The sequence below is a fragment of the Ruegeria sp. CK3 genome (genome assembly GCF_056536565.1).
Genome location: NZ_JBQFPV010000001.1, coordinates 60,922 through 73,062 on the forward strand (window position 1 = coordinate 60,922; position 12,141 = coordinate 73,062).

General features: G+C 59.4%; 13 protein-coding genes. 9 read left to right on the plus strand and 4 right to left on the minus strand.

Annotation, left to right across the window (positions count from 1 at the left end):
* Positions 1 to 19 precede the first annotated feature (19 nt).
* The 3 genes from ACR0C3_RS00350 to ACR0C3_RS00360 are packed head-to-tail and all read left to right on the plus strand — an operon-like array spanning position 20 to position 2,033.
* Positions 20 to 229, plus strand: a complete 210-nt coding sequence (locus ACR0C3_RS00350) for a DUF2061 domain-containing protein (RefSeq protein WP_170486822.1) — start codon at positions 20 to 22, stop codon at positions 227 to 229.
* Positions 216 to 1,109 (plus strand): fatty acid desaturase, encoded by an 894-nt coding sequence (locus tag ACR0C3_RS00355; RefSeq protein WP_480756594.1) that lies wholly within the window; start codon positions 216 to 218, stop codon positions 1,107 to 1,109. The genes ACR0C3_RS00350 and ACR0C3_RS00355 overlap by 14 nt, the downstream gene beginning before the upstream one ends.
* A gap of 21 nt (positions 1,110 to 1,130) precedes the next feature.
* The gene (locus ACR0C3_RS00360; RefSeq protein WP_480756596.1) at positions 1,131 to 2,033 is read left to right on the plus strand and encodes an EamA family transporter; all 903 of its coding nucleotides are present in this window, start codon (positions 1,131 to 1,133) and stop codon (positions 2,031 to 2,033) included.
* A gap of 12 nt (positions 2,034 to 2,045) precedes the next feature.
* On the opposite strand, the gene ACR0C3_RS00365 is transcribed toward ACR0C3_RS00360, so the two are convergent.
* From ACR0C3_RS00365 to ACR0C3_RS00380, 4 genes are all read right to left on the minus strand, one after another.
* Positions 2,046 to 3,404 (minus strand): DEAD/DEAH box helicase, encoded by a 1,359-nt coding sequence (locus ACR0C3_RS00365; RefSeq protein WP_480756597.1) that lies wholly within the window; start codon positions 3,402 to 3,404, stop codon positions 2,046 to 2,048.
* Positions 3,405 to 3,588: 184 nt separating this feature from the next.
* Positions 3,589 to 4,518, minus strand: a complete 930-nt coding sequence (locus tag ACR0C3_RS00370; RefSeq protein ID WP_480756599.1) for a glycosyltransferase family 2 protein — start codon at positions 4,516 to 4,518, stop codon at positions 3,589 to 3,591.
* Complete coding sequence (locus ACR0C3_RS00375) at positions 4,515 to 5,270, minus strand: hypothetical protein (protein WP_480756601.1); 756 nt, start codon at positions 5,268 to 5,270, stop codon at positions 4,515 to 4,517. The genes ACR0C3_RS00370 and ACR0C3_RS00375 overlap by 4 nt, the downstream gene beginning before the upstream one ends.
* 49 nt (positions 5,271 to 5,319) lie before the next feature.
* Positions 5,320 to 6,927 carry a peptide chain release factor 3 gene (locus ACR0C3_RS00380; protein WP_480756602.1) on the minus strand — a complete coding sequence of 536 codons (1,608 nt, stop codon included), beginning with the start codon at positions 6,925 to 6,927 and terminating at the stop codon, positions 5,320 to 5,322.
* A 110-nt stretch (positions 6,928 to 7,037) separates the two neighbouring features.
* Here ACR0C3_RS00380 and ACR0C3_RS00385 point away from each other — a divergent pair, with 110 nt between their 5' ends.
* The 6 genes from ACR0C3_RS00385 (at position 7,038) to ACR0C3_RS00410 (ending at position 12,082) form a co-directional block, all read left to right on the plus strand.
* A complete protein-coding gene (locus tag ACR0C3_RS00385) occupies positions 7,038 to 7,400 on the plus strand; it encodes a SnoaL-like domain-containing protein (protein ID WP_170373896.1) in 363 nt (120 codons plus the stop codon).
* Between the two features lie 74 nt (positions 7,401 to 7,474).
* Positions 7,475 to 8,254, plus strand: coding sequence for an SDR family oxidoreductase (locus ACR0C3_RS00390; protein ID WP_480756604.1), 780 nt, complete (start codon positions 7,475 to 7,477; stop codon positions 8,252 to 8,254).
* Positions 8,255 to 8,256: 2 nt separating this feature from the next.
* On the plus strand, positions 8,257 to 9,372 hold the full coding sequence (locus ACR0C3_RS00395) for a hypothetical protein (protein ID WP_480756605.1): 1,116 nt from the start codon (positions 8,257 to 8,259) through the stop codon (positions 9,370 to 9,372).
* Positions 9,373 to 9,498: 126 nt separating this feature from the next.
* Positions 9,499 to 10,542 carry an ABC transporter ATP-binding protein gene (locus ACR0C3_RS00400; protein ID WP_480756606.1) on the plus strand — a complete coding sequence of 348 codons (1,044 nt, stop codon included), beginning with the start codon at positions 9,499 to 9,501 and terminating at the stop codon, positions 10,540 to 10,542.
* 110 nt (positions 10,543 to 10,652) lie between these two features.
* Positions 10,653 to 11,435 (plus strand): 5'/3'-nucleotidase SurE, encoded by a 783-nt coding sequence (gene surE / locus ACR0C3_RS00405; protein ID WP_480756607.1) that lies wholly within the window; start codon positions 10,653 to 10,655, stop codon positions 11,433 to 11,435.
* Positions 11,432 to 12,082: a protein-L-isoaspartate(D-aspartate) O-methyltransferase gene (locus tag ACR0C3_RS00410; protein ID WP_170373891.1), complete on the plus strand. Its 651-nt coding sequence runs from the start codon at positions 11,432 to 11,434 to the stop codon at positions 12,080 to 12,082. Before surE ends, ACR0C3_RS00410 begins: the two co-directional genes overlap by 4 nt.
* Positions 12,083 to 12,141 lie beyond the last annotated feature (59 nt).

Genomic DNA, 12,141 nt, shown 5'->3' on the forward strand with positions numbered 1-12,141 from the left:
ACAAAAAACGGGGTCCGGAATGGAAACGCGACGAAGATCTGTCGTGAAAGCACTCATTTGGAATGTGATGGGGTTGGTGATGATGACTCTGGTGGGCCTGATCGCCACCGGGTCAGTTGCCGTGGGCGGCGTGGTGGCGCTGGTCAATACCGCCATCGGTCTGACGCTTTACATTGTCTATGAGCGGGTCTGGGCGGGAATCTCATGGGGGCGTCATGGGGAAAGCTGAAACGCCCGAATGGGGCACATTAGCCCTGATCGCCGCATGTTACACCGCCTGGTTGATTGCCACTTTCTACGTGGTAGGTTGGAGCCTGTGGCTCGCGATCCCGATGATGGGTGCGATTGCCGCCCTTCATTCCTCGTTGACGCATGAGGCGTTGCACGGACATCCGTTTCGCACGAAATGGTTGAACGAGGCGTTGATGGCCCTGCCATTGACCCTGTTCATTCCGTTTAACCGATTTCGTGACCTACACCTTGCGCATCATCAGGATTCGAACCTGACAGATCCCTATGATGACCCCGAAAGCAACTACCATGACCCAAAGGTCTGGGCGCAGCTGTCTGGATGGCAAAAGAGGCTGCTTGCCGCCAACAACACCCTGCTCGGGCGCATGGTGTTAGGGCCTGCGATTGGGCAGGTTATGTTTCTGCGTGATGAATGGAGCAGCCTGATCCGTGGAGACCGCTCAGTCGCGCTTGCATGGGCGCTGCATATCCCCGGAGTTGCGGTGGTTCTGTGGGTCGTCGCGCATTCCTCCATGCCGATTTGGGCCTATGTCATGTCGGCCTATATTGGGTTGGGTCTTGTGAAGATCCGGACCTTCCTTGAACACCGAGCGCATGAGAAATCGCGCGCCCGCACGGTGATCGTCGAAGATCGCGGTATTCTGGCTTTCTTGTTTCTGAACAACAACCTGCACGTAGTTCATCACATGAACCCATCGGCCGCTTGGTACGAACTACCCGCGCTCTATCAATCGGGGAAAGAGCGGTATCAGGACTGTAACGAAGCCTACGTCCACGCGTCTTATGCCGAGATCTTCAGGGCGTATTTCTGGCGCGCGAAGGACCCGGTACCGCATCCGCTCTGGCCAAAACCCTGATTTACGGACAGAACGGAGTTCATGAGTTTATGGATTCCAATCACCATCGCCGCCGCCAGTTTTCAGACGGTCCGGTTCATGCTGCAAAAATCGCTGAGCAGCGTGAAACTGTCTGCGGCGGGGGCAACCTTTGCACGCTTTGCCTATTCCTTGCCGCTGGCTCTGGTGGGGCTGGTCGTCGCGTTGCAGGTCACCGGCTTGAGCCTGCCCGAGTTGTCCGCACGGTTCTGGGTGTTCGCTACCATCGGCGGCATCTCGCAGATTCTTGCGACGATCTGTGTGATCGCCCTGTTCAAGCAGCGCAACTTTGCCGTCGGTATCACCTTCAAGAAAACCGAAGTCATCCAAACCGCGATCGTTGGATTTGTGGTGCTGGGCGATCAGGTCTCGACTGGGGCGTTGGGGGCGATTGTCGTGGGGCTGCTGGCGGTGCTGCTTTTGTCTAAAACACCCGGAGGGGACGGGGCGTGGTGGCAGCATCTGACCAATCGCGCCTCGCGACTTGGGTTGGGCTCGGGGGTGTTATTCGCCTTCTCCTCCGTCAGCTATCGCGGAGCCTCGCTTGAACTGGGCGATATCGACGCGTGGTTTCGCGCGTTGGTCACGCTGGCCGCAGTGGTCACGTTTCAGTTCGTCAGCATGGGGATCTGGCTGCTGTGGCGCGACCGGGCCGAGTTGCGCGCGGTGTGGAATACGCGCCGAACCGGAGTGTTCGTTGGCCTGACCAGTCTCTGCGGTTCGTTCTGCTGGTTCTTCGCCTTCACCTTGCAGAACGCGGCCTATGTCAAAGCACTGGGACAGGTTGAGTTATTGCTCAGCCTGCTTGCCTCGACCCTGTTTTTCCGTGAGACCATCACCCGGCGCGAGATCGCCGGGATGCTGTTGCTGGGTGCGTCGATTCTGGCGCTGGTGCTGTCGATCTAAGCGCCTGGGTGATTAGCCCGCGCGACGTTCATCAAAGCTGAGAGCGATGAAGCTGGGCAGATGATCGCCCATGCCGACAACGGCCGGGCCATGATCGTCCTTGCGGCCACGACCGCGACCTTTGTGTTCGCGGGGCTCGCGCTCTTTCTTGCCTTCGCTACGCTTGCCTTCCGCTGCTTTGGCGGGTTTCTCGGCTTTCGGCTTCTCGGGCTTTGGTTCTTCCTTGACCGGGTTGTCGAGGCGCGGAATTTCCTTCTGGATCAGCTTTTCAATCGCATCCAGAGCCTTTTCGTCACGACCCGAGCAGATCGTCACGGCCTTGCCTTCGCGTCCGGCACGGCCTGTACGGCCGATGCGGTGCACATAGTCCTCGGCATGGCCGGGCACGTCGAAGTTGAACACATGGCTAACCGACGGGATATCAAGACCGCGCGCCGCCACATCTGATGCCACCAGCAGGCGCAGTGAGCCATCGCGGAACCCGTCCAGCGTTTTCATCCGCTGCGACTGGTCCAGATCGCCATGGATCGCGGCGGCGTTATAGCCGTATTTCTTCAGCGATTTCGCACAGATATCAACATCCGTCTTGCGGTTGCAGAAGATGATCGCGTTGGTGCATTTGTCACCTTCGGCGTCGATCAACGCGCGCAGAACCTTGCGCTTGCCGCTGGCTTCACGATCCCGGCGACCGCCTTTAAACATCACCACGCCTTGTTCAATCGTCTCGGACGCGGTGGCCTGACGGGCGACCTCAATCCGCGCGGGGGCGGACAGGAAGGTGTCGGTAATGCGCTCAATCTCCGAGGCCATGGTGGCCGAGAAGAACAGCGTCTGGCGCGTGAAGGGCGTCAGCGAGAAGATGCGCTCGATATCGGGGATGAAGCCCATATCCAGCATCCGGTCGGCTTCATCCACGACCATGATCTGCACACCGGTCAGCAACAGCTTACCGCGTTCGAAATGGTCCAGAAGACGGCCCGGCGTGGCGATCAGAACGTCTACGCCGCGGTCGATCAGTGCCTCTTGCTCTTTGAAGCTGACACCGCCGATCAGCAGCGCTTTGGTCAGTTTCAGATGCTTGGTGTAGGTGTCGAAATTCTCAGCCACCTGCGCGGCCAATTCCCGCGTCGGGCACAGAACCAGCGAACGCGGCATCCGCGCACGGGCGCGGCCACGGGCCAGCAATGTGATCATTGGCAGCGTGAAGCTTGCGGTTTTCCCGGTGCCGGTCTGGGCAATGCCCAATACGTCGCGCCCTTCAAGCGCTGGTGGAATCGCGCCTTCCTGGATTGGAGTGGGGGTTTCGTATCCGGCTTCCTCAATGGCTTTGAGGACCTTCGGGTTCAGGTTCAGTTCGGTAAACTTTGTCATGTATGTCCGATTATTGCGGACACTTGACCTGGCCCGCGCGTCTGCGTCATGCCGGGTCAATCTGACCATGCGCACCATGCGCGTTTCGGCTTGAGGCGGGACATAACAAAAACGTGGGGCGGGGTCAAATGAACTGAAATCCCGACGGGGTCAATCGGCTGGAAATGGCATTTTTTGCAACAATTCAGCAGCTTCCGGGGAAGTGTTTCGCCACTTTTTCATCCAGATGCAACGGGCGGTGCCGGATCTGATCATGTGCCTCAAGACGAGCACGGACGTCCGGGTCAGCGGCGCTGAGTTCATCGTAAAACGCGCGCAGCCCATCAAGACCACGGGCGGATTCGATCTGACTGAAAAGCTCGTTCTTGTTCAAGCCGCCTTGATCGCGGGGCAGGTTCGGGGACATGCCGGGTTTGTACGAGCCACGCTCCATCCGGAAACGGTAGTGCTTGAACCAATGCTCCCAACTCGGCGCGTGATGGTGGCACAACTCCAGCCCCGGTAGTTCGAATTTGCAGGGCAGGAGGGTCTTGTCCTGAAACAGGTTGTGAATGCGAAAACTTAACTTTTTCAGACCCGTGCGCACGATCAATTTGCCCTGCACATGGCTGAGGAACCCTCCCAGCACATGGGCGCCATAAGTGGGATAAAGCGCCTGCACCAAAGCCTCACGGTCCGGGCTTTTGGGGATATGCGCTTTGTACAGGTCCTCGGCCCCCGCAATGGCCTCGATCGGGCGGATCCGAGCGGCGGGGGTATCTGCGGGCACGGTATCCAGCAGCTCCGGGATGGGGGCGTCCGCCCACAGGAACTCATCCACATCAATATGGGCCAGCCAATCCAGATCGGTTTTGCGATAGGTATAGCTGGCATGAGTGGATTGGCGCACCTGATGCTTGCCCGGCCGCGTCCGTTTCCGGCTTAGCCAGAAGGCGTCATCGCAGAGTGTCACCTGTACCTTCGGGTGCTGCTCCAACTGGTGCTGCGCTTCGGGGTTGGGCTCATCTAGATAGAGGTATAGCCGGTCGGCCCCCAGATCGAGGTGATGGGCCGCAAACCGAAGGATATCCTGCGCGGGCCCTCGCACCATGGAGACAACACCCCATGTGGTCATCGGCGCTGCATCCGGGCGAGACGGCGTTCGCGCATCTTTTTCAAGCGGCGAAAGACGGTTCCGGGGTCTTTGTTCAACTCGGTCATCAGGTGATCCGCCAGCGGCGCGATGGTCGGATCGGTCAGCGCCTTGGTCCAGATCGGCGCGATCAGTGACACGGCGAGCCCGCCGCGCTCCAGTGAGAAAGACTGCATCTGCAACGGCAGCGGATCGGTGCTTTTGCCGCGAAACCAATGGGTTTCCTCCGGCCCGCGTTTGGAGAACAACCGCTCGAACTCATAGAGCTTCATTAGCCCGAACAGCATCCGCAGTGCCTGACCGACCTCGCGCTGAGTCGGGGTGTCGCCGTGATCGGCAAAGGTCTGCACCGAGGAGACGAGCCAGCGCAGATCGAGTGCCTTGAGCAGATGCGGGGATTGCTCGGCCCAGAGCCGCCGGAACAAAGCGGGCGTGTGACGCGGGTAGGAGCGTTTGCGCAGATTGGCGATCAGCTGGGCGTTCAGGAAGGCCAGTTCCGAATTGCCCACGAACTCGGTGGCGATCTTGGCGCGCTTCTGGTCCCACGCGGTGGCATCGTCGCTTTCGGGGGCGAGGGTCGCGCGTTCCGGCACGATCTGCTGCGCCAGTGCATCCAGATCGACGTCCAAATCGGGTAGGGGGCGGGGGCCGAACACAAAAGGCGCGCGCCTGTTTTCTAGGATCTCCAGCATGTCGGGCAGGCCGCCGGGAAAGGTCAGGTCGTCATCGCTCATGCGGGCAGAATTGCACAGCCGGGATTGGCTGTGCAATCAGGCAGTAGGATCACACCATCATCTCTTTTGTGGCCGTCAGGTTCAGCGCCGGATAGTCACGTACGACCCGGTCGATATCCCATTGCAGACGGGTCAGATAGACAATGTCGCCGTCGTGGTCATGAGCGATGTGCTGTTTGTTGGCGTTGACGAATTTTTCGACCTCGGCCTTCTCACCGCTGACCCAGCGGGCCGAGGTGAATTGAGACGCCTCAAACCGCACGGGCAGGCCATATTCCATTTCAATCCGGCTGGCGAGCACTTCAAACTGCAACGCGCCGACGACGCCCACGATAAAGCCCGAGCCGATCGAGGGTTTAAACACTTTGGCCGCGCCTTCTTCGGCAAACTGCATGAGCGCCTTTTCCAGATGCTTGGCCTTCATAGGATCGCCCGGACGCACGGTTTGCAGCAGTTCCGGCGCAAAAGACGGAATACCGGTCACGCGGATCGCCTCGCCCTCGGTCAGCGTATCGCCAATGCGCAGCTGGCCGTGGTTCGGGATACCGATGATATCGCCGGCCCAGGCTTCCTCGGCCAGTTCCCGGTCGGAGGCCAAAAACAGAACCGGATTCGAAATCGCCATCGGCTTTTTCGACCGCACGTGGGTCAGCTTCATGCCGCGTTTGAAATGCCCCGAGGCCATACGCACAAAGGCCACCCGGTCGCGGTGCTTGGGGTCCATATTGGCCTGAACCTTGAAGACAAACCCGGCGACCTTCTTTTCGTCCGGGGAGATCTGGCGGGGCTCAGCCGATTGGATCTGCGGCTGCGGGCCATAGGCGCCGATGCCCTCCATCAGTTCTTTCACGCCAAACGAGTTGATCGCTGAGCCAAACCAGATCGGGGTCATGTGGCCTTCCAGAACCGCTTGCGGATCGAGGGCAGGCAGCAATTCACGCGCCATTTCGACCTCTTCCAGCAGTTTCTCTAGCAGGTGATCGGGCACGTGTTCAGCCAGTTTGGGGTCGTCCAAACCTTCGATCTGGATACTTTCAGCCACTTTGTTGCGGTCGGCGCGGTCCATCAGTTCCAGCCGGTCGCGCAGCATGTCATAACAGCCGATAAAATCGCGGCCTACGCCAATCGGCCATGCGGCAGGCGTGACATCGATGGCAAGCATTTCCTGAATTTCGTCGATGATCTCGAACGTATCGCGGCTTTCGCGGTCCATCTTGTTACAGAAGGTCAGGATCGGCAGATCGCGCAGGCGGCAGACCTCGAACAGTTTCTGCGTCTGGCTTTCCACACCTTTCGCTCCGTCGATCACCATAACGGCGGCATCCACCGCAGTCAGCGTGCGATAGGTATCTTCCGAGAAATCGCTGTGGCCGGGTGTGTCGACAAGATTGAACCGGAAGTCCCCATAGTCGAACGACATCGCCGAGGCGGATACCGAAATCCCTCGGTCCTTCTCCATTTGCATGAAGTCCGACCGCGTGCGCCGCGCCTCACCCTTCGCGCGCACCTGACCAGCCATCTGGATCGCACCCCCATAAAGAAGGAACTTCTCGGTCAGCGTCGTTTTCCCCGCGTCCGGGTGCGAGATGATGGCGAATGTCCGACGACGAGCGATCTCGGGCGGCAATACGGGTTGGTTCGAGGCGGTATCAAGCATGAGCGCGCGTATAGGCGGGGAAACCCGCCGAAGCAAGACAAACGGACTGGTTCGAATCGGCAAGCTGTGGCAAAGAGAACATATAGTGAACAAATTATGGGAGTGAACCAATGGAATTGAAAGAGATTGCTAACGAGCTTGTGGCCGGTTGCCGCGAAAACCGGACCGCTGAAAATTTGGGTAAACTCTATGCCGCGGATGCTGTCTCGGCCGAGGCGGTGGATGACGTTGGCATGGGGCGTGAGGTTCAGGGTCTGGATGCCATTCGCGGCAAACATGAATGGTGGGACAGCGCGACAGAGGTCAGCCATGTCTCGGTCAGTGATCCGATGCTACATGGCGACGACCGCTTTGCCGTGATTTTCGAGATCAAGGGCAAGTTCATAGAAAGCGGCGAGAATTTCGATATGAGCGAAGTGGGTGTCTACCACGTGGCCGATGGCAAAATTGTGAGGGAAGAGTTCTTCTACTAAGGCCTGTTGAATTCTGGTCTTCTCTGTCTGGCTGGTGTTAGACATGCGGGCAACAACAGACAGAGGGGATCAGAATGGATCTTGGAATTCGCGGCAAGCGTGCGTTGGTTTGTGCGAGCAGCAAAGGGCTTGGGCTGGGCTGTGCCGAGGCGTTGGCTGAAGCAGGCGTTGATCTGGTGATGAATGCGCGCGGTGCTGAGGCACTTGAAGCTGAAGCGGCGCGGTTGCGTGCAGACCATGGCGTCGCGGTTGAGACGGTGCCCTGCGATGTGACCTCAGCCGAAGGTCAGGCGCAAGTGATCGAGGCCGCGCAAGGTGTTGATATTCTGGTCACAAATGCGGGCGGGCCGCCTCCGGGTTTGTGGTCGGACTGGGATCGTGAGGATTTCATCAAGGCACTGGATTCCAACATGCTTACGCCGATCGCTTTCATGAAGGCCCTGTTGCCGGGGATGATGGACAAAGGTTGGGGGCGGGTGGTGAATATCACCTCGCAATCCGTGCGCGCTCCGATCCCGGCTCTGGGTCTTTCGAATGCTGCGCGCACCGGGCTGACCGGCTATGTGGCCGGAACGGCGCGTCAGGTCGCCCCGCAAGGTGTGACGATCAACAACCTGCTTCCGGGGATTCATGACACCGACCGCGCCTTGTCGCTGGATACCGGTGTGTCCAATCAACAGGGCATTTCTCTGGATGAGGCCCGCGCGGCCCGGTCCGCCACGATCCCGGCGCGTCGCTATGGCACACGTCAAGAGTTCGGCGCGGCCTGCGCTTTCCTGTGTTCTCAACATGCGGGCTTTATCGTTGGGCAGAACATCCTGCTGGACGGCGGCGCAACCAATTTGACGATTTAGGAATGGCACAGAATTTCTCTCTGAAGGATCAATTGTTCAACATGGAAAAGACCCGCTATCTGGCGGGTTTGTTCCAGTCGGCGGACCCGGAATTCGACGCCGAAGCGTTCGAAGCGCAGGTCGTGTCTCGCCTGTTGGACTTGGAACTGAAAGAGAGAATGGCCTGGATCGCTGATTGCCTACAGCAGTTCTTTCCGGGCAATTTGCAAGCGGTCGCGCCGTTGATCCTGCGCGCCTTGCCGCCGCCATTGGATCCCAGCAAGACAGATGATGATTTTGGCGATTTCATCTTCGCGCCACTTGGGGATTGGGTTGTCGCAGTTGGGGCCGAGCATCCAGAGCTGGCGTTGGATGTTCTGGAGGAGCTGACTCAACGCTTTTCGATGGAGTGGGCGATCCGTCCGTTCCTGAACAGCCATCCCAATCTGGTCTTGGCGCGAATGCAACTTTGGAGCAAGCACGACAGCTATCATGTGCGCCGTCTGGTCAGCGAGGGCACACGGCCCCGCCTGCCATGGGGGCAGGCGGTGGGTCTTGCGCTGACCGATCCCTTGCCTTTGCTGGATGGTCTGCATCGGGACAAAACACGCTATGTGACGCGCTCGGTTGCGAACCATCTGAACGATATTACCAAAAAGAACCCGGATCTGGTTTTGGAATGCCTGCAGCGCTGGCGCGAGGCGGGTGAGCAGGACGAGGCAGAGCTTGAGTGGATGATCTCTCACACCCTGCGTGGGCTTGCGAAGGCGGGGCATCCGGGGGCGATGAAGATGCTGGGCTATGACCCGGATGCGGATGTCACTGCAATCATTTCTGTTGAGGGCGAGGCCCGGATTAATAGCGCTTTGGCGTTCTCAGTCGATTTGAAAGGGACTGCTGATCAACCAGTTTTGGTGGATTATATCATTCACTTTCAACGCCCTAACGGAAAAACCTCAGCAAAGGTTCACAAGCTGAAACAGGCCGCTCTGAAAAACGGCGCGTTGCGTTTGGACAAACGCCACAAGCTCAAAGGCAATGCGACCACGTTCAAACTGGTGCCGGGTGCGCATCGGCTTGAGGTTCAGGTGAACGGAAAAATCCGCGCCGGTGTCGATTTCGAGCTGCTTGCGGAATAGCTGATCCCTTGCGCCGGACGGGCGGGGTTGCTATCCCCGCTCAAGCCCGATGGAATTGATCGGGAAAGGCAACAGGACCCATCTGTGACAGGCAACACACCTCCTCCTCGTTTGGAAATTCGCAATATGATCCGCCGGTTCGAAGGCCGGGTTGTGGTGGATGACGTCTCGCTGACGGTCGAGGCGGGGCGGGTGACCTGCCTGCTTGGGCCGTCCGGCTGCGGCAAATCCACAACCTTGCGGATGATCGCCGGGGTCGAGATGCAGGACGAAGGGCAGATCTATGTCGACGGCAAGCTGATCTGCGACACGGTGTTCCGTGTCCCGCCTGAACGCCGCGAGATTGGGTTGATGTTTCAGGATTTTGCCCTGTTCCCGCATCTCAGTGTGGCTGACAACGTGAGTTTCGGCCTGAAGGGCAGCAAGGACCTGAAACGTGCGCGGGTCGAGGAACTGCTAACCAAAGTCGATCTGATGCGGTTCATCGACGGGTTCCCGCATCAACTGTCCGGTGGAGAACAGCAGAGGGTGGCTTTGGCGCGCGCTCTGGCACCGCGCCCCCGGATCATGTTGATGGACGAGCCGTTCTCGGGCCTCGACAACCGTTTGCGCGATGGTATCCGGGACGAAACGCTGGCTATCTTGAAAGAGGAAGACGCCGCCGTTCTGCTGGTCACCCATGAGCCGGAAGAGGCCATGCGCATGGCAGACGAGATCGCCCTCATGCGGGGCGGCAAGATCGTGCAGCAAGGTGCGCCCTACAACGTCTACACGCGGCCAGCGGACAAGGCAGCCGTCGCATTCTTTAGTGATATCAACGTGTTGCAGGCGCAAGTGAATGGTGCCTTGGCCGAGACCCCGTTCGGACAATTCCTGGCACCGGGCTTTCCGGACGGTACCGATGTCGAGATCGTTTTCCGCCCCCAACACCTCCGGTTGGATTTCGACCGAAATGGCAAAGGGCCTTTACCCACTGCCACAGATGGCGTCGCCGCGCGTGGCATGGTTGAGCGGGCCCGGTTCCTGGGCAATGAAAGCCTGGTCGAGTTTCGGATGGACTACGACGGCTCGATCCTGAAGGCGACGGTTCCGAACGTGTTTGTCCCCGCACCCGGGCGGGCGATGTGGCTGACAATCCGACGCGACCGCTGTTTCGTTTTCCCTAGGTAGAGCGCAATTTCCCCGCAAGTGGTGCGCGAAAGCCGCAGATTGCGGGCCTGCATTGCTTGCCGCAACGCGGGGTCGGGTCTATCAAGGGCGAAACGCGGGGTGGGACGGTCATGCGTATTCTGATTACCAATGATGACGGCATCAATGCGCCGGGGCTGATCACGCTTCAGGCGATTGCAGAGGATCTGTCCGGACCTGACGGTGAAGTCTGGGTCGTGGCCCCAGCATTCGAGCAATCCGGTGTCGGCCACTGCATAAGCTACACCCATCCCATGATGGTCGCCAAACTGGATGAGCGGCGATTTGCGGCCGAAGGTTCTCCGGCTGATTGTGTTTTGGCGGGTTTGCATGACGTGATGAAAGACTGCCCGCCTGATCTGGTGTTGTCTGGCGTGAACCGTGGCAACAACTCGGCGGAAAATACTCTCTATTCCGGCACCATTGGCGGCGCGATGGAGGCCGCTTTGCAAGGTGTGCCGGCCATTGCCTTGTCACAGTATTTCGGCCCACGCAATCTGGGGTTAGAGGATCCGTTCGAGACCGCCAGTCGCTTTGGCGCCGATCTTGTGCGCCGCATTCTGGACGCGACCCCTGAAGAGCAAGGCGATTACCGCCTGTTCTACAATGTGAATTTCCCGCCCGTTCCCGCCGACGAGGTTCTGGGTACCCGCGTAGCCCCGCAAGGGTTCCGCCGCGATACGCATTTCTCGGTCGAGCCGCACAGCTCGCCCTCGGGGCGGCGGTTTCTGTGGATCAAGGGCGGATACCAGCACAACCCGACCGCGCCCGGCACGGACGCGGCGGTCAATCTGGAAGGCTATATCTCGGTCACGCCGATGCGCGCGGATCTGACCGCGCATGACACGCTAGAGGCATTGAAGTCGATCGAATGAGTGGACTGGACCCAGAAACCGTCATGCAGTTCCTGTTTGCCCTGCGTAAGCGGGGTGTGACCGATGCGCGTGTCCTGGCCGCGATGGAGGCGGTCGACCGAGGGCGCTTCGTCACCGGTCTGTTCGCCGACCGCGCTTACGAGGATATGCCGCTGCCCATCGCTTGCGGTCAGACGATCAGCCAGCCCTCGGTGGTGGGGTTGATGACACAGGCACTGGATGTGCGTCCGCGTGACACTGTTCTCGAGATCGGGACCGGGTCGGGGTATCAGGCGGCGATCCTCGCGAAACTGGCGCGTCGCGTTTACACGGTTGAACGGCACAGGCGGCTTGTCAGCGAGACCGGCAAGCTGTTTGCCGAACTGGGGCTGACCAATGTCACGTCGATGCTGTCGGATGGCTCGTTCGGTTTGCCGGAGCAGGCCCCCTTTGATCGGATCATCGTGACCGCAGCAGCCGAGGACCCGCCAGGCCCGCTCTTGGCGCAGCTGAAAATCGGGGGTATCATGGTGTTACCCGTCGGGCAGTCGGATGCGGTGCAGCAGTTGATCAAGGTGACGCGCACCGAGACCGGTTTGGACTATGATGAATTGACGTCGGTTCGGTTCGTGCCGCTGCTCGAAGGGCTTGGCAAGGACGAGACGTAACAGGTTTTTTTGGAATGGATCGCCGGAACCCCGGATAACAGGGGCAGGTGTTGAGGACA